Here is a 22,708-nt window from a genome sequence, read left to right as displayed (position 1 = left end):
GACATGCGATCTCCCCGCGACAAGGTCATCATCACCTGCGCTGTCACCGGAAATCTCACGACGCCGGCGCAAACGCCATACCTGCCGATCAGCCCCGAACAGATTGCCGATGCCTGTCTCGGTGCTGCCGAGGCCGGCGCTGCCATCGTGCACATCCATGTGCGCGACCCCGCGACCGGTCGCCCTTCGATGGCACTCGAGCATTATGTCGCCGTTGTCGAACGGATCCGGGCTGAGAATCCAGAGCTGATTCTCAACATCACCACGGGCCCCGGTGGCCGTTTCGTTCCCTCGCAGTACGATCCGAAGATCGCAGATGAAGGAACCACATTGATGGTCCCGGAAAAGCGGGTCGAACACATTACCGCGTTACGCCCCGACATTTGTACGCTCGACCTCAACACCATGAACTCCGGGAATGAAGTCGTGATCAATACGCCGGCAAATGTACGGCGGATGGCCAAGGTGATCTCGGAGGCAGGCGTCAAGCCGGAAATCGAACTGTTCGATTCCGGGGATATCGCTTTGATGCGTGATCTTCTTGCGGATGGCACGCTTCGGGGGCCTGTGCTCTGCTCATTCGTCCTGGGTGTAAGATACGGCTTCCAGCCTCATCCGGAGACCGTGCTCTATGCGCGGGATCTGCTGCCGATGGACGCGGAATTTACAGCGGTCGGGATCGGGAAGGCGGCCTTCACCGCGGCTGGGCAATCCTATCTGGCCGGGGGCCACGTCCGCGTCGGCCTGGAAGACGCCGTCTATCTGTCGCGTGGCCAGCTAGCCACCTCCAATGCAGAAATGGTGACGAAAGCGCGTCGGATCGTCGAGGATCTCGGCGGCGAGATTGCGAGTTTCTCCGAGGCACGTCAGATCGTCGGGTTGCCGGTCTCGCCGTCCGCCATCCGCGCAGCCTAGGACGACGAAAATGAACGCAATGACGGAGCAGGACAAGATCGCGGTGGAAGCCGATTGCGTGCGGCTCAACGTGAAGGCAGCAAATGCAGCGTCGATCGCGCCGGTGATGGAGAGGCGCCGCATGTCGCGCGGACCTGACGACGTCCTGGTAGAGATCAAGGCCGCTGGCGTCAATCCGTCGGACGTCAAAGCGGCCACCGGCTTGATGCCCTATGCCGTATTTCCGCGCACGCCTGGCCGTGACTTCGCCGGCGTCGTGATTGATGGGCCTGCCGAATGGATCGGCAAGTCTGTGTTTGGCTCTTCCGGTGATCTCGGTGTCCGCAGGGACGGCACCCATGCATCGCATCTGATCGTGGAAGCCGCTGCGCTGGTCGAAATCCCGCGAGGGATCTCGATGGAAGAGGCCGCCGGCATAGGCGTGCCGTTCGTGACTGCGATCGAAGGTTTTCGCCGAACCGGAATGCCTGGCCGGGATGAGCACGTGCTGATTTTTGGTATCAATGGCAAGGTCGGGCAGGCGGCAGCTCAGCTCGCGACTTGGCAGGGTGCCAAGGTTATCGGCGTGATGCGAAGGGACGAGGGCTATCAGGGCCATGCCAATGCGCCGATCGAGATGATCAACTCGGACGCGACCGACATTCCGGAGCGGGTTCGGGAATTGACGGGCGGAAAAGGCGCCGACATCGTCTTCAATACGGTCGGCGACCCCTATTTTCAGGCGGCGAACCGCTCGCTTGCCAAGCGCGGCCGCCAGATACTGATTGCCGCCGTCGACAGGATTGTGCAATTCAACATTCTCGAATTCTATCGCGGTCAACATACCTATGTCGGTGTCGACACGCTCGGCTTTTCGTCGATAGAGAGTGGCGATATCCTGCGCGGTGCGCTGGCGGGATTTGCGGGTGGATGGCTCCGTCCGTTCCCGATTTCAGATTCGGCCATCTATCCCCTCAGCGAGGCGAGGACCGCTTACAGCGCGGTGATAGGCTCGGCACGCGACCGCATCGTCCTGCGGCCGGAAGGTTGAGGTGCACGTCGTGGGCTTCACGCAAGCCAGCAACATGCCGGCTCAGGCGATCGCTTGATGCATCGGATACCTGATCTCCGTGATACCGTTGTCGGTCGGAAATCAGAGCAACACAAAGGCATGAAACAGGAGCCTGACAGGAGCGGTGCTATTTCCAAGAGCGGCGCATGAACGGCTCCCACGCCGTTCATACGCCGCTGATTGAACCTATTCGCCGAACATGGTCTTGGCGTACGAGATGCCGATGCCAAATGCGCCGCCGTACTTCTTCGCGATGCCGGTGGTGAGATCATAGGTCTCGACGCGAGCCCAGTCGCGCTGCAGTTCGAGCAGGTAGGTCAGTGCCGTAAGCGGACGCGCGCCGGCCTGGATCATGCGCTCAACGGCCCGCTCGTGGGCTTCCGGCGTGCAGTCGCCGCATGCGTCGGTCACCACATAAACCTCGTAGCCCTGGTCAAGCGCGGACAATACCGGGCCGTTGCAGCACACAGAAGTCCAAAGACCGCAGATCACGAGGCGATCCTTGCCGATTGCGTTGATGCGGGCGATGAAGTTCTCGTCCTCCCACGCGTTCGACGTTGTGCGGTCGGTGACCTCCGCGTTCGGAAAGGCATCCGTGATCTCATCGAACAGCGGACCCGCGAAGGTGTCTTTCGAAATTGTCGAGATGATTGTGGGGACGTTGAACCCCTTTGCGGTATGCGCGAGAATTCCGGCGTTGGTCCGCAGATTGGTCACGTCGATCGACTTGGTGTTGAATGCCATCTGTGACTGATGATCGATCATGACCAGGGCATGATCCTTTGGGCTTAGCAGCGCCTTGGCGGGCTTTGCCGTCGCTTTGATGCTCACGTTGAGTTCCTTGTAATTTGGCCGAATTGCAGGATATGGCGCCGACGCGACCCGGAGGAGTGCGAGAACGTCGGATGCGTGAGGGTTACGATGCAGTTTGGCGCCGCGCGAGCGGCATTTTCGCGGAGATACTTTTGCAAAATTGCAGCGCTGGGCGCGCGTCGACACCGCGTGCCGACAACGGCCGGTACGCCGGATCACATGCGTTCGTCGGATCGGGCTGTTTTGAGTTTTTGGGACGACGGCACCTTTGCGGTCGAACCCCGAACGACCATGGAAGCCGGGAGGAGGACATGCTTGGGGAGCCGTTCCTCGGGACTAACCTTCATATCGGCGAAGAGGATCTCGGCCGCCGCCTTGCCCGCCTGGAAGGGGTCGACCCGCACCGTCGTCAGCGGCGGCGACCACCGTTCGGCCATGGGAATGTCGTTAAATCCAGTGACGGAGATATCATTCGGGCATTGAAGGCCGTGCCGCTGCAGTGTCTTCAAGGCGCCAAACGCCAACAGGTCATTGGCAGCCATCAACGCCGTAAAGGGTACACCGGATCGCAGCAGCTCCTCGGCACAGCGTGCGCCTTCCTCTTCGCGGTACTCTTTGCTGTAGACAATCAGGTCGTCCGCGCTGACTGCCTTGACCCGGTCGATCCAGTATCGATAAGCGGCCAGCCGTTCCTCAGCGGTCGACCAGGACGAGGGGCCGGAGATGAACGCGATGCGTTTGTGGCCCAATTCGGTAAGGTGCTTGACCAGAGCGCCAATGCTTGGCCGCACGTTGTAGCTGACCGACGATACGGTGTCGTCGTCGACATGACTGTTCACCGTAACAATCGGCGTACCGTCATGAGCGACGGCCGAGACAACCTCGTCTTCGCGCAGGGCGCTGGCAACGATCAGTCCTTCGATCCCGCGCGAAAGGAAGGTGCTTATCAGCTTTCCTTCCTTTTCCGGGCTGTTGTCGGTGTCGCCGATTAACGCGACATAGCCGTGCTGGGTCGAAATGCTGTCGATGCCTTTAATGATTGGGCCGAACAGGCTGTTTGTGATGTCGGGAACGATGATTCCGATCGTCTTGCTCGAATGGGTACGAAGCGTAGCGGCCGCGACGTTGTGGCGATAGTTGAGTTCAGCAACGGCCGCAAGAATGCGCGAGCGGACCTCGTCCGTAATCCGATGTGCGGTCGTCGGGTCGAGCGCACGTGACACAGTGGAGTAGTGGACGCCGACATGCGCCGCCACGTCCTTGAGGGTAGGCCGTTTGCCTTTCGAAGGGCCTGCCAACTGTTAAAGGTCCTTGCATTGTCCCGCAGCCAGTAGACGCTGCATCGGGCGTAGGCGTAAGCAGTAGCAAACGTTCTTCCGCGGGGCAAACTCGCCCCGCGTGCCGTACAAACCATCGAGCATTCGGTTACTGTCCGATATAACTCGCCGCTGCGGGACATGTGCGCTCGGGATAAGGCACCAGCCATTCGGCATGATTCGACTTGGTAATGATTGCGGCGGGGATGACGACCTGCTTGGGTACAGGTTCGCCTCGTATCGCCTTCAGACCGATCTCGGTTGCGACGCACCCGATCTTGAAGCCGTTGAACTCGGCGATCGCCAGCAAGCTGCCGGTCTTGACCGCCTCCACGGCTTCAGGAACGCCGTTGATCGAAACCACGGGAACGTTGCCGCGCCCGGCAGACTTCAGCGCCTCGGCCGCACCGAGCGCGGACGCATCTGCTGCAGCGATGACGCCGTCTATATCGTTGAACTGCTGGATCAGGTTTTCCATCACCTGCAGGCCGAGCAGGCGCTGGAAGTTGGCGGGCTGCGAAGCCAGCAACTTGATATTGGGATACTCCTTGAGTGCCGCATCGAACCCGCGCTTGCGTTCGTCGCCGGTGTTGGAGCCCTTGATGCCCTCGAGGATTACGATCTTGCCCTTGCCACCGAGGTGGTCGAACAGCGTTTTGGCGATATCATAGCCCAGTTTGTAATCATCCTCGCCGACAAATGCGAGATAGGGTGCATCGCCCGCACGGTCGTTGTAATTGAGAACCGGTGTTTTGGCGTCAATTAACCGCTTGATGGTTGGCAGCTGGGCCTTCGGATCGATCGGCATGAAGAGGACGAGGCTCGGCTTGGTTACACCAACGTCTTCGAGCTGCGACATACCCTCGGTGATGTTGTTAGGCTTCGTGGGGACGTATTGCCGAACCGTCGCATTCATTTTCTTCGCCATCTGCTCGACACCGGCGCGAACGTCTTCGAAGTGCGGGTCGACCTGGTTCTTGGTGAAGGCCGCGATGATCTCGCCGGCCGCAAGCGCGGGCGAGGCGGCAAGCCCGTAGAATGTCAGACCCATTGCGGCAGACAGTATCCAGATATTTCTGACACTTCGATTCGTCATGACACCTCCCAACAAATGTAATTGCCCATTGAGACGACCGTCCGCATGCGCTGACGGCGAGACCTTCATTTCCGCATACCGCGGTTGACCACCGCATCCGCAAGCATCGCCAATAGTACGATGGTGCCGGTAACGAACGGGTGCCAGCTGGCGCTCACGTTCAGGAGGTTCAATGCGTTGACGATAAGGGTGAGAATGATTGCGCCCAGCAGCGTCCCGAACAGACCGCCGCTTCCTCCTGACAGCGAGGTACCGCCGACCAGCACCGCAGCGATCGCCGGCAGCAGCAAGGGTTCGCCAATGCCGGGCTCGGCGGCGTTGAGGCGGGCGACATAGATGAGTGCCGACAGTCCCGCCATCAGGCCACTCATCACGTATAGAAAGACACGGTGACGGGCGACCGGGATACCAGACAGCACCGCGGCTGCTTCATTGGCACCCATGATGTAGACTTCGCGGCCAAACGTCGTCCGCGACAGGAAGATCAGGCCACAGGCGCCTGTCACCAGCATCACCCAGATCGGAACTGGAACGCCGAACCAGAATCCACTGCCGAAGAAGCGGAAGGCCGGCGAGAATCCGTAAATGACCTGGCCTGCCATAAACCAATAGGCAATTCCCTGCGCTACCCACAGCATACCGAAGGTGGCGAGGAAGGCTGGAATCTTCACGCGATTGATCAAAACTCCATTGGCAAGCCCGACCACAGCGCCGCAGCCGAGTGCGACGGCGATACCTGCAGCCGGCTGTCCGATGCTCTTGATCGCGGCGGCAGCGAGGCAAGCACACAGAGTGAGGTTGGCGCCGATCGACAGGTCGAGGCCGCCACCGATAATCACCAGCGTCAGACCGGACGCCACCAGGAATAGAAGACTGGCTTGCCGCAGAATGTTGAGGAAATTATCAGCGGATACAAAGCCTGGACTAACGCTCGCCATCATCAGACCGATACCGATGATCAAGCCAACCCGCACGATGATCGCGAGGGTGCCTGGTGCCAGGGATTGTCGCGGATGGGATGTCAGGGCAGGGGCTTCCATTGTCGTCATGCCATGCCTCTTGAAGGCCTCTTCCGGTTGCGATCGATCAGCAGCGCGGCAATGAGAAGCAACCCGACGCAGACGACTTGCAGCGCGGGCTGCACAGAGAGAACATTCAGGCCGTTGCGGAGCACAGAAATCGCCAGCACGCCGAGGACGGTCCCGAATAGCCAGCCTTGGCCTTTCTCGAATGAAGTGCCGCCGAGGACCACTGCGGCGATTGCCTCGAACTCCATTCCGACAGCAACTGACGGATGCGCTGAATTTGTTCGTCCCAACAGCAGCAGGGCCGACAGTGCGACCGTCGCACTGCAAAGCAGATAGACGCCCATATGAACGAGATTGGCGTTGATGCCGGCGAGATGCAGCGCATCCTTGTTGCCGCCGATGGCAAAAACATAGTTGCCGAAGCGCGTGCGATAGAGCACCAGCCAGAGCAGGCCATAGAGCCCAATTGACGCCAGTACCGGAACAGGTACCGAAACTATTGTGGAGCGGTAGAAAGTTTCGAGTGCCGGCGTGAAATTACCGATCGGATCTCCGTTGGTAATGACAAGGGACAGTCCTTCGCATAATCCCATAGTACCGAGCGTGACTACGAACGCCGGCAACCCGAGATGGGCGATCAAGAATCCGTTGACTGCGCCGACCATGAGCCCGACCGCCATCGCAGCTCCAATGGAGGCCGGCAGGCTCCATCCCGCGACGAGCAACGCTGCAATCACGACGCCACATAGGCCGAGCAATGCTCCCACCGAAAGGTCCAGGCCCGCGGTGAGAATGATGAGTGTCATCGGCAATGCCAGCATCAACAACAGCGATGCCTGCAGGCCGACATTTGTCAGATTGGCGCCAGACAGGAACCGCGGATTCCCGACCGTGAAAAGCACGATCATGCCGACAAGGATGAAGGTTACGCCGGGCGTTCGCCGCAATAGCGCGCCTGGTCCGATCTTGTTTTCATCGGCAATATGATAAGTCATTGGTGCACCGCCAGGTCGAGAATCGCTTTTTCCGACAGCTCTTCGCGGACGAGATGCCCGACGATACGATAGTCGCGCATGACGTAGGCGCGATCGCACAGGTGAATCAGCTCGGGCAGCTCGGAGCTGATCATCAGTACAGCAGCTCCGTCTTTCACCAGATCATCAATCAGCCGGTATATTTCGGTCTTTGCGCCGACGTCGACGCCGCGTGTCGGCTCGTCCAGCATGAACACACGGGATCCGGCCGCGAGCCACTTTCCAAGCACGACCTTCTGCTGGTTGCCGCCGCTGAGATTGCGCACGACCTGCCCGGAGCCGGGTGTTGCGATGTTCAATCGGGCAATCAGTTCCCGGCAGATGCGTTCTGCTTTCGCCGGTGCGAACCAGCCGCGCCGAAATAGTCGCCACATTGCCGCTGCTGTCGCGTTTTGGCCAACCGCTAGTGACAGCGCCAAGCCTTCGCGCTTGCGGTCTTCCGGCAAGAGCGCGAGACCGGCTCGAGTGCTGCGATCCGGACGCTGCATGAAGTCTGTGCCGCCGAGCTTAATTGTTCCTGCCAGGACGGGATCAGCGCCAAAGACGGCGCGCACGACTTCGGTGCGACCGGAGCCGACCAGGCCTGCCAGGCCCACAACTTCGCCGGCGCGCACCTCGAGCGAGATGTTTGCGAGTTTTGCAGTCCGCAGGTCGGTCACGGTCAGTGCCGACGTCCCAGCGGCAACGGGCTTGCGCCGTTCCAGGCCCTCGAGCGACCGTCCGATCATGGCGCGGACCATCGCGTCCGGGGTCACCTCGTTGCGGAGATAGGTTGCCACCACGGAACCGTCCCGCATCACGGTGATGCGGTCTCCCAAAGTGACGACTTCCTTCATTCGATGTGAGATGTAAACGATGGCCACGCCGCGTTGCTTAAGTCTGGCAATGACTTCGAACAGCCGGTCGGATTCCCGATCGGAAATCGCTGCGGTCGGCTCGTCCATCACCAGGATTCTAGCGTTTTGCGACAGCGCCTTGGCGATCTCGACCATCTGCTGTTGCGCCACGCCGAGCTCGCCGGCGAAAGTTCGGGTGTCGTATTGCAAGCCGAGCTGCGCAAGAACGTCGCGTGCGGCGGCATGCATTGCCGCCTTGTCGATCATACCGCCCTTCACAAAAGCGCGTTCGCGGCCGAGAAACATGTTTTGCGCAATGTCGAGGAACGGTGCGAGTGAGAACTCCTGGAAGATGACAGAGACGCCGATCGCATTGGCGTCGGCAGGGCCGCGGATCGCGACGCTGCGACCTTCGCACTCAATCGTGCCTTCGTTGGCGAGATAGGCGCCGCATAACACCTTGATGAGGGACGACTTGCCAGCTCCGTTCTGTCCAAGGATGACGTGCACCTCGCCGGACTGGATCTCGAGCGAAACCCCCTTCAGCGCTTGCACGCCAGGAAATGACTTGCTGATGCCGATCAGGCGCAGCAACGGCTGCGCGCTGTGGGTTACCGCATCTGCCATCGGCATCACCGCCGTCCCGCCAGGGCCCCGAACGGGGCTTTGCTCGTCCGCCAACACGCGTATTCGTCCCCTTTGCTGAGCGACGACGCTCATTCGTTAAAGGATGCCATACCTGCAAACGTTTGCACAATCAAGTCTGAAGTGTTGGCAGATTCGGAACAAAATTGTCGCAGGGAGCAATCGTCGTCAAAGGAATATCCGAATAATGGCAATAATTGGCGATTTTCCTCGGGGGCTCGTATAGGCAAACGTTTGCATAAAAGCTTCGGATTTCGTACAGAAGCTTGCGCGAGTTGGTCCATGCAGCGGTCGGCTCGCGCCCGACGGGGGCGATCAGCCTCCATTCGAAAATTCGAACAGGCTGGAGACAAATGCCCATGACGAGACGACCTGCTTTCGCAACTTCACCTTCAAACCCGGATATCAAGGAGATTCAGACGCTCCCCGAGCGCAAGATCGATATGCCCTATGCGCCGGCGATCCGTATCGAAAGCCCTTGCGGATTGTTGTTCATCTCGGGGGCGACGCCGTCGCCGCTCTATCACAAGCACCCGCATGTGCTGGCCGAGCACGAGCATCCCAACTCCATCATTGACCAGACTCGTCGCGCCATGGAGACGATCAAGACCATTCTCGATCACGAGGGCCTGACCTGGACCGATGTCGTGAAGGTAACGAAATATCTCACCGATATCCGCGATCAGGATGGAATGGTGACGGTGCTCAAGGAATATTTCGGAGCCTGGACTCCGGCAAGCACGACGATCTGCATCAACCAATTGTCGACACCAGGCGCACGGGTCGAGCTTGATATGATCGCTGCACTTCCAAGGGCTGGCTAGCGGATGGTTGTCGCGGACGTGCTTTCCATCCTGCTCGCCGTCGTTTTGGTTCGGGCAGGATGGCTCAATCCTGTAGCGCCGGATTTCATTCGCGCGGAATTTAAGGCATGGGGATATTCCGATAGCTTGCGCAAAACGGTTGGAGCGCTCGAATGGATTTCGGCCGCTGCGCTTCTGATGCCGCCGTTGCGAATGATCGGTTGTGCGGTCGCCATCGCGATCACGCTGGGTGTGCTCGTTACCCTGTCGCGGCAGCGTGAGTTCATGCGGCTTGAATATCCGGTGGTGCTGATGGCTCTGGTTCTGCTCGTCGTCGTCGACTCGTTGATAACGCGCGTGTAGTGATGTCCAATCAAGTCGGGATACATTTCTATCAAAAAGCAGGAAGGTTCAGTCTCATGTCGACAACAAACCCAAATAGACTGCGATATTCACCGGCCCGCAGCGTCCCGCTTGGGACAAGTGGAGAACTGTTGTTCTTGTCGGGAATCCTCTGCGTCGACGAGGACGCGCGCGACAATATCGAATTGCAGACCCGTCGCATCTTTGACCGTATCGCTGGCGTGCCGGCAAATCACGGCGCTTCCCTGTCGGACGTCGTGAAGACGACATCCTATCTAGCCGACTTGGCCGATTATGATGGCTTCAACCGAGCGCGCGTCGAAACGTTCATGGACTGCAAAGAGCCGCCGGCCAGCACGGCCATCGGAGCCGGGTCACTACTTGGCTCTGGTACGCGAGTGGAGATCGAGGTCGTGGCCTTCGTGCCTCCGCGCTAGGAGGAATCTGCACGCAAAGCGTACGAAAAGTATTCCTACTGACTCGATTGCGGTGAGAGCCGCAGTGACGTCGGGCGCGTGCATTCACTGCGTGAAGGAAGAGTGAACCTTCCTTATCAAACCATTCCGTTAGAATTCAGCGCTGTGGACGGCACAGCTTCAACAACGTCCCAGTGCTCGACTACTTTACCGCTTTCGACCCTAAAAATATCGACGACAGCCAAGCCGGGCTCTCCTGGAATCTTGATGATGTGGGCATGTGTTACCACCAGATCGCCTTCCGCGATGACACGCTTGATCATCAACTTCATATCCGGAAAGGAATTCAATAGACCGCGTACGAACGCGATAAATCCTTCGGTGCCGTCGGCTACGCGTGGGTTGTGCTGAATGTAAGTCTCTCCCGCGTAATCTCTTGCGGCTCGCTCAGGGTCGCCTCGAAACGCCGTCTCATAGTAGGCTAGCACGAGTTTCTTATTGGCTTCTACGTCATGCATGCTGGACTCCAGCGATTGGAACAAGAATGGTGAGCCCAGTCAGCGGTGTTTAAAGGCAAGCGCTGAGTAGTTCTCATCCTCGAACACGCTGTTCATTTGGAGATTGTACTACCATCAGTGTTCTTCGGACGTGGTATTGCGACAATGCGAAAAGCATTCGCAAAATTGCGCCGGTCAAGTTCGAGAACCAGAATTGCGATAACGGCGACGTTCGGCGATCTGGCCGCAGCCATCACGGCAGAACCGCCACCTAGCGCAGAGCGGATCGACCCGTTATAGGACTGCCCGACTTTATCTTTCCCGGTAACACGAGCAGTCATGACCAAGATTCAATTCAACGACAATTCCGGCGAGACCCGCATTATCGATGTCGAGAACGGCACGACCGTGATGGAAGCGGCGATCCGCAACGCCATCCCGGGAATCGAAGGCGAATGCGGCGGGGCCTGTGCCTGTGGGACCTGTCACGTCTATGTCGATGAGGCCTGGCGCGAGAGGGTCGGCGGGCGGACCCCGATGGAAGAAGACATGCTCAATTTCGGCTTCGACGTGCGGCCGAATTCGCGCCTGTCGTGCCAGATCAAGGTCAGCGACGCGCTCGACGGTCTGGTAGTGACGACGCCGGAGCGGCAGGCCTAGTTGTTGGTGTGGATCATTGACGTTGATGAGTGGCGCGTCATCTCGATGCGCAGCTCGCGACAAGACCTGGTTTATCCCGGCGAAGACGGGATCGACGATCATGTTCCATGGACTCCCCGGAGCATCGAATGAGATCCGCGTCCGGTCGGAGCTCGGCCCGCTTGTTGTGCGATCGGCTTTTCCTAGGGCGCAAAGTGAATGGCGCCGTCTTGGGGCACGACACTGATCGCCGAAACGAATCGTCAAAGCGTCGGAATGAGAGAGGATCATTCCGACCCCACGATCTCCCGCGTGATGCGCGACTTGTCCCTTCGTCGGTCAGGGGCGGCCGATTCAGCTCTTCGTAGGCGTGCCGAGCGATCGACAGTCTCCCCGAAATTCTCGCTTTGAGAATTTTTGAACTTCAACCAACCGTCATCAGCTGCAATCGTTCTCAGTGCCTATTGATTTCCAGCTGCTACGCAAGGGTGTGCCATGATGAACGATGATGCTGTTGACCTTTTCTCTTCTCTGACACTGGGGCCCGTCCAGCTTCCAAATCGGATTGTCATGGCTCCCATGACGCGCAGTCGGGCCGAGGCGGGTGAGGTGCCCGGCGACATGAGCGCGACGTATTATACCCAGCGCGCAACTGCAGGTCTTATCATCACCGAAGCCACTCAGATTTCGCAACAGGGCATCGGCTATCCCGGTACGCCCGGTCTCCACTCCGGCGAGCAGGTAGCGGGCTGGAAGAAGGTCACCAAGAGCGTCCATAATGCGGGAGGGCGCATTTTCGCGCAATTATGGCATGTCGGGCGGATTTCGCATCCCTCCCTGCAACCTGGAGGGGCGCTCCCCGTAGCGCCTTCGGCTCTGAAGCCAGCCGGCGAGATCTTCACATTTTCTGGGATGCAACCCTTTGAGACGCCGCGAGCCCTGGGTACTGACGAGATCAAGGGGATCGTCGATCAGTACCGCCAGGCCGCGCAACACGCAAAACAGGCCGGCTTCGACGGGGTAGAGCTCCATGCAGCAAATGGCTATCTGATTGATCAATTCCTTCGGGATAAGACCAATCACAGGACCGATCGCTACGGCGGCAGCGCCCTGAACCGATCTCGGCTGTTGATGGAGGCCTGCGTCGGCCTGGCTTCCGCTCTGGGTGGCAAAGGACAAGGGCATCTTTCTGCAGAGAGGTCTCGACGTCGATATCATGCCGGTGCAGAACCTCTCCACGACGATCGGCGCGCTCGGGCGTCAGTTGGAGATTTCGGGCGCCACCACCATTGATATCGTGAAGGCGGCGGCCGGCGGTCTCGATGTCGTGGGCGTGTGCGGCAACACGATCGAGACCGCGGCCAATATGCAGATGCGGCTCATGGCCGGTAGTCAGTCCGGGATCACCTCGGTCGGCCAGCTGCACGGCAAGACGATCGGTACGCCATCGATCAATGGCGCCGTTCATATCGCTACTCTGCTCGCGCTGAAGCGCAGCGGGGTTGATCCGAAAGGCGTGCGCTTCGTCGAGATGATGTTCCCCAACATGACGGACCAACTCAAGGCGCAGCGGGTCGACGCCGCGGAATCGGTCGAGCCGTTCGTCAGCGCACAAAAGAAGGCTGGTCACATCGACCTGGGCGATCCGATGCTGCAGGTCGGCGACCCGGTCACGCTGACGTGCTGGATGGCGAATGGCGCCTGGGCGCGCGCTAATCCCGATGCGATCGCGCGCTGGGTTGCCGCGCTCGACGAGGCACGGGCGTTCATCGAGGCTCATGCCGGAGAAGCGCGCGAGATCCTCGCCAAATGGACCCGCTTGCCGGCGGATGTCATCGAAAGCATCGTTCTTCCAACATACAGCACATCCTTGACTGCACAGGACGTCTCCGCCTGGATCGAGGCAACCCGCGAGGTCGGTCAGCTCACAGCTTCGCTGGAAGCATCCAAGCTGGTGCTCAAATGACGCGAGCCGTGGCGCAGATACGCAGTTTTGAATGCGAGGGCCTCTGCATCGATCTGCCGGGTGCTCCGGGCGTTCGCCGGATCATAGAGGGGCTTGATCTGCAAGTTGGCCGAGGTGAATTCGTGTCGATCCTCGGCGGATCCGGCACAGGAAAGACGACACTCCTCCGGGCACTGGCAGGGCTAACGCCTTATGCGTCCGGTCGCGCGGTCTACGACGGGAAGGACGTCCGGTCTCCCGTGCCCGGCATGGCCATGGTGTTTCAGGATTACGGACATGCTCTCCTGATGTGGCGAACTGTGCGGAGAAACGTCGCTCTCGGTGTGGAAGGTCGACTTCGTGCTGATGAGCTGGAGCGAAAGGTTCAGAACGCTATCCGCATGGTCGGGCTTGAGCGCTTCCAGGATGAATATCCTTGGAGGCTGTCGGGCGGCATGCAACAGCGGGTACAGATTGCCAGGGCGCTGGCCATGGAGCCGAACGCGCTGTTGATGGACGAGCCGTTCGGCGCATTGGACGCGATGACGAAGGCTGCCCTGCAGGATCAGCTTCTGGCCGTCCAGGCTGAGACAGGCGCGACCGTCCTGTTCGTCACCCACGACATCGAGGAGGCCATCTACCTCAGCGATACGATCATTATCCTGAAGGGTAGCCCGGCCCATGTCGCGCAGCGCATTACCGTCGACCTCCCACGGCCACGGGACCAGATCGTGACGAAGGAGCAGCCTGAATATCTGCGGCTGCGTCATCAGCTCTACGAGGCGTTCCGCCATGAAATCCATGCTTAGGCGGTCCGGGGCGTTTTTCAACTTGCCGGCACTTGCGACCGCGATGGCACTTCTGGCCACATGGGAGATTGGTGTCAGCGCCGCGGCGACCCGGTTCGAATTCCTTCCATCCCCGACAGAAATCGCCCGGGGGTTGTTCGTCGCGATCCGCTCCGGTGAGATCCTCGGCGATTGCGTGCATACGGTCGGCTGCGCCTTGACCGGATGGGCCATTGCGAGCGTTCTTGGAGCTTCAATCGGGCTCGCGCTAGCGTTTTCACGGACGGTCCGTCGCTTCTCGAACGCGTCGCTCGAACTGCTTCGGCCTTTGCCGGCGGTGGCGTTTGTTCCGGTCGCGGTCTTGCTGTTCGGGTTCACGGTCTACACGGAAATCACGGTAATCGTCTTCGCGAGCGTATGGCCAATCATCGTCAACACCGTCGCCGGGGCGAGGTCGATTCACCCGAGGCTGCTGGATACGGCGGCGACGCTGCACCTGTCACGGGCGCAACGGCTCGGCAAGGTGATCCTTCCAGCGGTTCTGCCATCTATCATTGTCGGCGCTCGCGTTGCGCTCGGCCTTGCCCTTGTCGTCGCCGTCATCGCGGAAATGGTCGGCAATCCGACCGGGCTCGGTTGGGGACTGGTGTCGGCACAGGAGGCGCTACGGCCCGACCTCATGTTTGGTTACCTCGTTGCTACGGGCGTGCTCGGCATCGTCCTCAATGCATGGCTTCGCGTGACTTTTGCGCGGCTATTTCCCGGAATTCGGGAGATACAGGGGCCATGATCGCGACCAGCGCGCCCGCGCGCCTTTCCTTTGGTGACAAGCGGCGCCGGTTGGCGCTCTCCGCGGCCAGCCATGTCTGGTCCACGCTGCAAGGGCTCTTGCCGCTGATCGTTCTGTTGTCGATCTGGCAGGTGCTCGGCGATCCACGGTCACCGTACTTCCCACCGCCGTCCGCATGGATCGTGGTCCTCAGCGAACGATCGGCAGCGGGCGATCTGCTTCCCGCCGTGCTGGTGACGTTTCAATCGGTCGCGGTGGCGCTCGCCCTTGCGACGACATTAGGCGTCGGTCTTGGCGGGCTGATCGGGGCCTCGCCGGTTCTCGCGCGCTGTCTCGGGCCGGTGTTGGAGTTCCTGCGCACGTTGCCGCCGCCGACCATCGTGCCGGTCGCAGCGCTGATCATCGGCGTCAACGAGACGATGAAGCTGTTCGTGATTATCTTCGCTGCGCTCTGGCCGGTTCTGCTCAACACCACCTCCGGGGTACGCTCGCTGCATCCCACGTTACTTGAGACGGCGCGGTCCTTGCAGCTCGGTGCGGTGGCCCGGACGACCAAGATTTTCCTCCCCGCACTTCTTCCATCGATTCTGACCGGCGTGCGCGTGGCCGCGCCGCTCGCGATCATCGTATCGCTGGTCGCGGAGATGCTCACACTGATGCCGGGGCTGGGCGCATTGCTGCTGATGGCCCAACGTAATTTCAACGCGGCCGAGGTCTTCGGTTTGCTGGCCGTCGTCGGTTCGTTCGGCTTCGTCCTCAACGCGGCGCTTGCCGTTTTTGAAGCCTGGGCCTTGGCGCCTCAAGGCCGAACCTAAAGGAAACAGTCATGCCCATCGATTTTGAACGCAAGGGTGCCATCGCGCTCGTCACAATCAATCGGCCAGATGCCATGAACGCCTTGGACGTCGAGCACGACCAGGCGCTTGCTGAGGCCTGGAAGGAGTTTGAGACGGACCCGACGTTGCTTGTCGCCATCCTGACCGGGGCAGGCGGACGAGCGTTCTGTTCGGGCGGTGATCTGAAGACGTATATGCCCTGGCGCCGCGATATCGCCCTGCGCGGAAAGGAAAGCACCATCAGTTTTGGCGGCATGACGCTTGCGGGCGAGATCACCAAGCCGGTCATTGCCGCCGTTCACGGACACTGCATTGCTGGCGGACTTGAATTGGCGATGGCGTGCGACATACGGATCTGCACGCCGGACTCGCGGTTCGGATTGGCCGAGGTGCGGTGGGGCGTGCTTCCCGGCGGTGGGGGTACCCAGCGGCTTCCGCGGCTCGTCCCTATGGGATATGCCCTGGAGATGATCCTGACTGGGGAAACGATCGACGCGGAGCGAGCGGAACGGATCGGGCTGGTCAACCGCATCGTCGGCGCCGATGTGTTGCTCGATACGGCTTTCGCAATCGCAGAGCGCGTTGCGGCGAACGGACCCCTTGCCGTCAAGGCCGCAAAACAGGCCATCCATGACGGATTGGACCGCTCGCTACAGGACGGGTTGGCACTCGAAGGCACGCTGCAAAAGCGGTTGCTCCAAACTGCGGATGCGGAAGAGGGGCTTCGTGCCTTCGCCGAACGGCGGCGTCCGGTCTATGCAACTAGTGCCTTGGCCAAGGCGCCAAAGACCTGATCCCGTTCGCCCCTCGGCTGGCGACCATCCATTCAAGTCGGGATACATTTCTATCGAAAAGCAGGAAGGTTCAGTCTCATGTCGTCAACAAACCCAAATAGACCGCGATTTTCGCCGGCTCGCAGCGTCCCGCTTGGGACAAGTGGAGAGCTGTTATTCTTGTCGGGGAGCCTCTGCGTCGACGAGGACGCGCGCGACAATATCGAATTGCAGACCCATCGTATCTTTGCCCGTATGGCTGGCGTGCTGGCAAAGCACGGCGCCACCCTGTCGGACATCGTGAAGACGACATCTTATCTCACCGACCTGGCCGATTATGACGGCTTCAATCGGGCGCGCGTCGAGACGTTCAAGGACTGCAAGGAGCCGCCCGCCAGCACGGCGATCGGAGCCGGATCGCTACTTGGTGTTGGCACGCGCGTGGAGATCGAGGCCGTCGCCTTCGTGCCTTCGCGCTGAGAAGGGGTTTTCGGGCAGCGGACGGAGCGCTCCTGCGGACTCGATTAAGGCGAGAACCGGTAGTATCGATGGGGTCTGACTGCTTCATTGATACGCCGGCTGCGTTTGGGCCTCGGGCGCGGCGAGGAGTAAATAGCACTAGTCGGCTGCTTGGCTGACGACGAGGCTATTGAGCATCGAACTGATCAAGGTCGCGCCTTGACGCAACCCGTTTGAGGAGAAAAGGCCCGAACAATTGGGAACGGTAGGTCCGCACGCACACCCTTTCGGATGGATAAAGCAGGTCCCGTAACGGCGGGTAGTTCAACCAATAATGCACATCTGGCGGCAGCATGAATTCGATAGAGCACTCATTTCAGGAGTTCGTCGACGCCATTCAGACGGCCCATGATGACGCCAGTTTTGAACGCGTGGCAACGCGCGTGACGCAGCGTCTCGGCTTTCGATGGTTTGCCTATCTGCGCATTGTTGAGGACGCACCGAAACTGATTTCCTCCTATCCCAAGTCCTGGACTAGCCGGTATTTTGACCTGCACTACGAACAACTGGACCCCGTCGTTCGGCGTGCGCGGCTTGAGCATGATCTATTCAGCTGGGGTGCTGGCGCACCGACCCCGGTGGGTAATCGTGCGCAACGAAAGTTCTTCGAAGAGGCGACGACTTTCGGCATTCAATCCGGTATCACTGTGCCGATAAGAAGTGGCTTCGGAAGAATGGCCGCGTTTACCTTGGCCACGGACGATCGGGCCATGCGGCCGGAACGGCTCATCGCCAAGTCGAAAGACGTCGTCCAACTCGTGGGGCTGTATTTCCATACGCACGTCGCGGCGCGGCTGGTTACGGCAGGTGATCGACCAGATGCCGGCGACGTTTTGACCCAGCGCGAGCGTCAGTGCCTGGCGTGGGCTTCGCGAGGCAAGACAGTGGCTGACACCGCGATCCTCGTTGGCATAGCGCCGCGCACCGTCGTGTTTCATCTTGAAAACGCGCGAAGCAAGCTGGAAGCAACATCGATTGCACAATGCGTGGCGGAAGCGGTGCGTCGCCGGCTGTTGCCCTGAGCAAGCTGAATTCCTTGCATTCTTTGAATCCGATCGACCAGCTTCTTTCGGGAAGCGGGATTGATTTTCGGCGCATTAACAGTCAGCTTTGTTTGCTGAAACTTCTTCTCTTTGGCAAATGGCGCGAGCTACCTGTAAAAAAGTACAGGCGCGGTTCACTTTCGTTTCTGTTGTTGTGACCTCTCTCTTCAACCGGAGGTCAGCATGCACGCCGTCGCACTCGACAATCATCAATTTGGTCAACATTTCGGTTTGCTCACAGAGATGTACCGGCTTCGCCGCCGCGTCTTCAAGGACCGTCTTGGAATCCCCTGGGCTAGCGGCCTGCCGGTCAGAGACCGAGCTCCAATAGGCCCGAGATCGCAAAACGGAGGCCGATCCAGCCCGGATCGGCCAGAAAAGCGGCCAAAATCTCTGAAATATTATATATTTATAATATATATCAATGGGTTGCATGAAATGTTGGATCGGCCAGAATTGGCCATCGGTCAATTTGCCTAAGATCGGCCACAAGATCGGCCAAAGCTGGCGATCTTTATAATAAAATCATTTATATTGAATATCTTAATATGATCGCAGATCGGCCAAGATGAACCCCGTCATGGAAACCGTCGAACGCATCGAGCCTGCCCGGCTGGAGGACTTGCCGGAGGCTATTTCGGACGTTGTCGCCGAACTCTCAGCGGCGGCCGCGAAGCTTGGCCACGCGCTCAATCCGCAGACCGCCGCCAATCTCGCAGGCCTCGTGCGGATCATGAACACCTACTACAGCAACCTGATCGAAGGCCATAACACCAGGCCGCGCGATATCGCGCGTGCCATTGACGGCAATTTTGACAACGACGTGGCGCGGCGCAACCTGCAGATCGAGGCAGTCGCCCATGTGCGCGTGCAGTCCGAAATCGATGCAATGGCGCTCGAAAATCGCCTGCCTGAACCGGCTTCGGTCGATTTCATTCTCTGGCTCCATCGCGAATTCTACCGCGGCGCCGCGCCTGAGATGCTGCGCATTCAGGGCGCCGGTACCGAGTTCACGATGCAGCCCGGGATATGGCGCTCAAAGTCCGAACACGATGTCGCGGTCGGCCGGCATCAGCCGCCGTCCAGCGGTCGTGTCGAAGCGTTCATGACGTATTTTGCAGAGCGTTATCGCTTCGAGCGCCTTGGCAAAGCGGCGCGGATCACCGCCATTCCGGCCGCACATCATCGCTTCAACTACATCCATCCCTTCCCCGACGGCAACGGTCGCGTCAGCCGTCTGATGAGCCACGCCATGGGGCATCTCGCCGGAATCGGCGCGCACGGACTATGGTCGGTCTCGCGTGGACTGGCCCGCGGCCTGACCGGCCCTGGCGATTACAAACGGATGATGGATCACGCCGACATGCCGCGGCAGGGCGATCTCGATGGCCGGGGAAACCTCTCGCAGCGGGCATTGAACGAATACGTTCTCTGGTTCCTGCAGGTCTGCCTCGATCAAGTAACCTTCATGACAGGCCTGTTCGAGATCGAGACGCTGGCCCAGCGCATGCGCCATCTCGTCGAACGCAGCGAGCAGTTGAAGCCCGAGGCGGCGCGGCTTCTGGAAGAAGCGCTGATCCGCGGACAGTTCGATCGCGGCGAAGTTCCGCGCATCACCGGCCTTCCCGAACGAACGGCGCGGCGCGTCTTCAACGACGTCATCGCCGCCGGCCTTCTTGCCTCCGACACGCCCAAGGGTCCAGTGTCGTTGCGCTTTCCTTTTGATACGCTCGACGTGCTGTTTCCGCGATTATTTCCGGAAATCTAGCGGTAAGAAGCGGCGCCGTGGGAGCTTCGCGCGGTCTGTTTTGCGTGCAAAATGGTGGTGCTTTTTGCGAGCGTCCGCTGTCAGCCAGGCTCTGATCACAACCGCGCGGCTGCGTCTCGGCGTGTGGTGATGTTTTCGCAAAAACACCCGTTAGCCAGGATGAGCCAATCAGCCAGCAGATCAAGCGGGAGGGCAAGATAAAAGCACTGGCGCCCAAACGCGCCTAAACCGTTGTCTGCACATCCAGGATTTGTCGCCACCGTCGAAGACGGTGTCGCCAACTCGCAGCTAAGTACCTTTCGCGATTGACGAACCACGTCTCCGTCTTGACGCACCGGAGATCCATTCACACATGCGCTTGCTGCCAAACGGAGCGCGCGTGTCCGACATCGATGACGAGTTCAAGGTCAGGCTCGGCCGGATCGGCAACCGCCGCGGCCGCAAGGCAATCAGCTACGTCAAGCGCGTTGGCAAGATCGCGCAAAAAGCTGGCATCGGAACAACGCACAGAACTTCCGGCTTCACGGGCTCGCGCATCGGCCGTGGTTATGCGCAGGGAACGGTGTCTGCAAGCCGTCGCTCCGCAGGTCAGCGCCGGGTCGTCATCAAGGCGCGGCTCGTCCGCATCAAGGCGGGCAATGCCGGCGCGGTGCGGGCTCATCTGCGCTATGTCCAGCGCGACGGCGTCACGCGCGAGGGTAATCCCGGCGAACTCTACGACGAGGGCCATGATCGTGTTGATGCCAAGGCGGACATTCGTGCCAGCCGGCGAGCGTTCCACCACCTCACTACGGCGGTGCGGACAAATCACATGCGCGCAGCGCGTGGGTAGCAAATCTCTACCAATGCAGTCCTCAAGGTCACTAGCCGATCCGAATTCGCGCGCCAGCCGCGCGCAGCCGTGCCCTGTAATCGGCCTCAGACAAAGGATGGGATGCGATGCCGATCTAGTCACGGAGCCTTCCAGCCCTTGCTGGACATCTGGGCGCTCAAATCATCGATTCTCGAAAGGAATAGTTTCAGGATCAGCGATCTATTCGCCTTGTTGTAGCCGACAACCAAGTCGATCGTTGGGGCATCTCCTCGGATCGGACGGCTGGTTACGGACCAAGGAAGAAGAATATTTGGGTAGGCAGGCAGAAGCGCTACGGCGCCGGTCGACGCGATCATGGATATCGCATGGGTAATGTTGTCCACTTCGTGAGCCGGAACGATAGCCAGTCCGGACCGCTTCAAGTAGTCCTCGATCACAGCGCGCGAGGTCGGGGCCGTCTTCGATGGTATGATGAATGTTTCGCCCACGATCTCTCGCAGATCGATGGCGTCATGCCCGGCAAGGCGGTGGTCGCTGGGGAACACGACGACGAATGGCTCCGTAATCACACGCCTGTAAATCAGATCGTCCGCCCGCTCTTCCGGCCGCATGAACGCGGCGTCAAGCCTGCCCCTCATTAAGGCGTCAGCGAGGTCCGGGGAATTCTGGCTAAAGACCGTGACCTCTATATTGGACAGTTCATCGTGAAGGATGCGCATCGCTTCAGGCAACCAATCTATTTCCTTCCCCGTGAGACACCCTAGAGCGAAGGTCGGCTTGGCGGGTTGAGCCGCCCGCCGCGCTGCTTCCTTGGCTGCCTCTGCCTGGGTGAGCGCCAGCCGTGCATGGTCGAGAAAGGCCTTGCCAGCGGCGGTCAATTCAATGCCGTGCACGCTACGGCTCATCAACTCGACGCCAACCTCGTATTCGAGATCGCGGATTTGGCGGCTGAGGGAAGGCTGCGCCGTGTGCAGCCTTTTCTCAGCCGCGACCGTCAGGCTGCCTTCTTCGGCGACCGCTATGAAATAGCGAAGGTGCCGTAGCTCCATAGCGCTCCATATCTCCTAGGCATGCCGCCAAGCTTACAAAGTCTTTTTCGCGGGCGCCAGAGGAGCTTACATCGCTTTCAACGAAAGGACCTGAGACTGGGCTCGGTCACTAAAAGCCGAAGCCACAGGTTCCAGGTCCATGCTCTGCCGGTAGGGTAGCAAATTGCGAGGATCACAAATGAGTAACTCAGTCGTATTGATCACTGGCGCCTTGACCGGCATCGGTCGCGCCGCCGCCGTCGCCTTCGCCAAGAAGGGCGCGAAGGTGGTCGTAGCCGGCCGGCGTGATGAGGCCGGCAACGCACTCGTTAAGGAGTTGCGCTCACTCGGTTCGGAAGCCGAATTCATCAACGCCGATGTTCGCAGAGAGGATGATGTCCGCGCCCTGGTCGATAAGACCGTCGCACGGTTTGGCCGTCTCGATGTCGCGGTGAACAACGCCGCCACCGAGGGCCAAGGCGGCCCGATCACGGACCAGACGGCGGAAAGCTTTGCTGCGACGTTCGATACGAACGTTCTCGGGATGGTTCTGAGCATGAAGCACGAAGTGCGCGCCATGCAGGCCCAGGGAAGCGGCAGCATCATCAATATCTCCTCGACCTATGGGCACAGGGGCGCGGCCGGGGCCTCGATCTACGTCGGCGCCAAGCACGCCGTCGAAGGCATCACCAAGTCGGTGGCGCTCGAGCTCGCCAAGTCGGGGATTCGAGTGAACGCCGTTGGGCCTGGCCCCACGGATACCGGCATGCTGACCCGCTTCACTAGCACGCCGGAGAGCAAGGCGGCCCTGGCGACGCAGGTTCCGCTCGGTCGGCTCGGCCTCGCCGAAGAGGTCGCCGACGGCATCGTGTTCCTCGGCTCGGACGAAGGCCGGTTCATCACGGGCCACGTCCTCAACGTCGACGGTGGCCACAGCGCTAACTGATCATGT

25 protein-coding genes are annotated in these 22,708 nt (G+C 59.9%); 17 read left to right on the top strand and 8 right to left on the bottom strand.

Annotated elements, in window-relative coordinates:
- The first annotated feature begins 3 nt into the window (after positions 1–3).
- Together V1283_RS27120 and V1283_RS27115 are read left to right on the top strand one after the other, a co-directional pair.
- Positions 4–915 (top strand): 3-keto-5-aminohexanoate cleavage protein, encoded by a 912-nt coding sequence (locus tag V1283_RS27120; protein WP_334389628.1) that lies wholly within the window; start codon positions 4–6, stop codon positions 913–915.
- A 19-nt stretch (positions 916–934) separates the two neighbouring features.
- Entirely contained in the window at positions 935–1,945 is a 1,011-nt protein-coding gene (locus V1283_RS27115; protein ID WP_334393187.1) for a quinone oxidoreductase family protein, read from the top strand.
- Between the two features lie 207 nt (positions 1,946–2,152).
- Here the strand turns inward: V1283_RS27115 and V1283_RS27110 are convergent, their stop codons facing one another.
- The 6 genes from V1283_RS27110 to V1283_RS27085 form a co-directional block, all read right to left on the bottom strand.
- A complete protein-coding gene (locus tag V1283_RS27110) occupies positions 2,153–2,791 on the bottom strand; it encodes a hydrolase (RefSeq protein ID WP_334393185.1) in 639 nt (212 codons plus the stop codon).
- A 203-nt stretch (positions 2,792–2,994) separates the two neighbouring features.
- On the bottom strand, positions 2,995–4,077 hold the full coding sequence (locus tag V1283_RS27105; RefSeq protein WP_334389627.1) for a LacI family DNA-binding transcriptional regulator: 1,083 nt from the start codon (positions 4,075–4,077) through the stop codon (positions 2,995–2,997).
- A 127-nt stretch (positions 4,078–4,204) separates the two neighbouring features.
- Positions 4,205–5,191, bottom strand: coding sequence for a sugar ABC transporter substrate-binding protein (locus V1283_RS27100; protein ID WP_334389626.1), 987 nt, complete (start codon positions 5,189–5,191; stop codon positions 4,205–4,207).
- Positions 5,192–5,256: 65 nt separating this feature from the next.
- The gene (locus V1283_RS27095) at positions 5,257–6,240 is read right to left on the bottom strand and encodes an ABC transporter permease (protein WP_334389625.1); all 984 of its coding nucleotides are present in this window, start codon (positions 6,238–6,240) and stop codon (positions 5,257–5,259) included.
- The gene (locus V1283_RS27090) at positions 6,237–7,214 is read right to left on the bottom strand and encodes an ABC transporter permease (RefSeq protein WP_334389624.1); all 978 of its coding nucleotides are present in this window, start codon (positions 7,212–7,214) and stop codon (positions 6,237–6,239) included. The genes V1283_RS27095 and V1283_RS27090 overlap by 4 nt, the downstream gene beginning before the upstream one ends.
- Positions 7,211–8,716 (bottom strand): sugar ABC transporter ATP-binding protein, encoded by a 1,506-nt coding sequence (locus V1283_RS27085; RefSeq protein WP_334393184.1) that lies wholly within the window; start codon positions 8,714–8,716, stop codon positions 7,211–7,213. The genes V1283_RS27090 and V1283_RS27085 overlap by 4 nt, the downstream gene beginning before the upstream one ends.
- 377 nt (positions 8,717–9,093) lie before the next feature.
- Here V1283_RS27085 and V1283_RS27080 point away from each other — a divergent pair, with 377 nt between their 5' ends.
- From V1283_RS27080 to V1283_RS27070, 3 genes are read left to right on the top strand one after another with little or no spacing between them, the layout of a single operon-like run.
- The gene (locus V1283_RS27080; RefSeq protein ID WP_334389623.1) at positions 9,094–9,558 is read left to right on the top strand and encodes a RidA family protein; all 465 of its coding nucleotides are present in this window, start codon (positions 9,094–9,096) and stop codon (positions 9,556–9,558) included.
- Positions 9,559–9,576: 18 nt separating this feature from the next.
- Positions 9,577–9,900: a DoxX family protein gene (locus tag V1283_RS27075; RefSeq protein ID WP_334389622.1), complete on the top strand. Its 324-nt coding sequence runs from the start codon at positions 9,577–9,579 to the stop codon at positions 9,898–9,900.
- 2 nt (positions 9,901–9,902) lie between these two features.
- The gene (locus V1283_RS27070) at positions 9,903–10,337 is read left to right on the top strand and encodes a RidA family protein (RefSeq protein WP_334389621.1); all 435 of its coding nucleotides are present in this window, start codon (positions 9,903–9,905) and stop codon (positions 10,335–10,337) included.
- Between the two features lie 116 nt (positions 10,338–10,453).
- Here V1283_RS27070 and V1283_RS27065 read toward each other — a convergent pair whose 3' ends face one another.
- Complete coding sequence (locus V1283_RS27065; RefSeq protein WP_334389619.1) at positions 10,454–10,834, bottom strand: nuclear transport factor 2 family protein; 381 nt, start codon at positions 10,832–10,834, stop codon at positions 10,454–10,456.
- Between the two features lie 318 nt (positions 10,835–11,152).
- On the opposite strand from V1283_RS27065, the gene V1283_RS27060 reads away from it, so the two are divergent.
- The 11 genes from V1283_RS27060 to V1283_RS27010 all read left to right on the top strand — a co-directional run bounded on the left by V1283_RS27060 (position 11,153) and on the right by V1283_RS27010 (position 20,746).
- Entirely contained in the window at positions 11,153–11,473 is a 321-nt protein-coding gene (locus V1283_RS27060; protein ID WP_334389618.1) for a 2Fe-2S iron-sulfur cluster-binding protein, read from the top strand.
- A 477-nt stretch (positions 11,474–11,950) separates the two neighbouring features.
- Positions 11,951–12,745, top strand: coding sequence for an alkene reductase (locus tag V1283_RS27055; protein WP_442895785.1), 795 nt, complete (start codon positions 11,951–11,953; stop codon positions 12,743–12,745).
- Complete coding sequence (locus V1283_RS27050; RefSeq protein ID WP_442895885.1) at positions 12,636–13,418, top strand: ABC transporter substrate-binding protein; 783 nt, start codon at positions 12,636–12,638, stop codon at positions 13,416–13,418. Before V1283_RS27055 ends, V1283_RS27050 begins: the two co-directional genes overlap by 110 nt.
- Entirely contained in the window at positions 13,415–14,206 is a 792-nt protein-coding gene (locus V1283_RS27045; RefSeq protein WP_334389616.1) for an ABC transporter ATP-binding protein, read from the top strand. The genes V1283_RS27050 and V1283_RS27045 overlap by 4 nt, the downstream gene beginning before the upstream one ends.
- On the top strand, positions 14,190–14,975 hold the full coding sequence (locus tag V1283_RS27040; protein ID WP_334389615.1) for an ABC transporter permease: 786 nt from the start codon (positions 14,190–14,192) through the stop codon (positions 14,973–14,975). Before V1283_RS27045 ends, V1283_RS27040 begins: the two co-directional genes overlap by 17 nt.
- Positions 14,972–15,790 carry an ABC transporter permease gene (locus V1283_RS27035; RefSeq protein WP_334389614.1) on the top strand — a complete coding sequence of 273 codons (819 nt, stop codon included), beginning with the start codon at positions 14,972–14,974 and terminating at the stop codon, positions 15,788–15,790. Before V1283_RS27040 ends, V1283_RS27035 begins: the two co-directional genes overlap by 4 nt.
- An 11-nt stretch (positions 15,791–15,801) precedes the next feature.
- On the top strand, positions 15,802–16,605 hold the full coding sequence (locus V1283_RS27030) for an enoyl-CoA hydratase/isomerase family protein (protein WP_334389613.1): 804 nt from the start codon (positions 15,802–15,804) through the stop codon (positions 16,603–16,605).
- A gap of 78 nt (positions 16,606–16,683) precedes the next feature.
- Positions 16,684–17,064: a RidA family protein gene (locus V1283_RS27025; protein WP_334389612.1), complete on the top strand. Its 381-nt coding sequence runs from the start codon at positions 16,684–16,686 to the stop codon at positions 17,062–17,064.
- Between the two features lie 332 nt (positions 17,065–17,396).
- Positions 17,397–18,125, top strand: coding sequence for an autoinducer binding domain-containing protein (locus V1283_RS27020; RefSeq protein ID WP_334389611.1), 729 nt, complete (start codon positions 17,397–17,399; stop codon positions 18,123–18,125).
- A 589-nt stretch (positions 18,126–18,714) separates the two neighbouring features.
- The gene (locus V1283_RS27015) at positions 18,715–19,914 is read left to right on the top strand and encodes a Fic family protein (protein ID WP_334389610.1); all 1,200 of its coding nucleotides are present in this window, start codon (positions 18,715–18,717) and stop codon (positions 19,912–19,914) included.
- A 379-nt stretch (positions 19,915–20,293) separates the two neighbouring features.
- On the top strand, positions 20,294–20,746 hold the full coding sequence (locus tag V1283_RS27010) for a hypothetical protein (RefSeq protein ID WP_334389609.1): 453 nt from the start codon (positions 20,294–20,296) through the stop codon (positions 20,744–20,746).
- A gap of 119 nt (positions 20,747–20,865) precedes the next feature.
- Here the strand turns inward: V1283_RS27010 and V1283_RS27005 are convergent, their stop codons facing one another.
- Positions 20,866–21,777 (bottom strand): LysR family transcriptional regulator, encoded by a 912-nt coding sequence (locus V1283_RS27005; RefSeq protein WP_334389607.1) that lies wholly within the window; start codon positions 21,775–21,777, stop codon positions 20,866–20,868.
- 178 nt (positions 21,778–21,955) lie between these two features.
- Between V1283_RS27005 and V1283_RS27000 the strand changes: the two genes are divergently transcribed.
- Positions 21,956–22,702: an SDR family NAD(P)-dependent oxidoreductase gene (locus V1283_RS27000; protein ID WP_334389606.1), complete on the top strand. Its 747-nt coding sequence runs from the start codon at positions 21,956–21,958 to the stop codon at positions 22,700–22,702.
- The last annotated feature ends 6 nt before the right edge of the window (positions 22,703–22,708 follow it).

This window comes from Bradyrhizobium sp. AZCC 2262, from assembly GCF_036924535.1.
Lineage (GTDB): Bacteria > Pseudomonadota > Alphaproteobacteria > Rhizobiales > Xanthobacteraceae > Bradyrhizobium.
The sequence above is the reverse complement of the archived record's forward strand: the minus strand, read 5'-3'. Positions and strand labels throughout refer to the sequence as shown.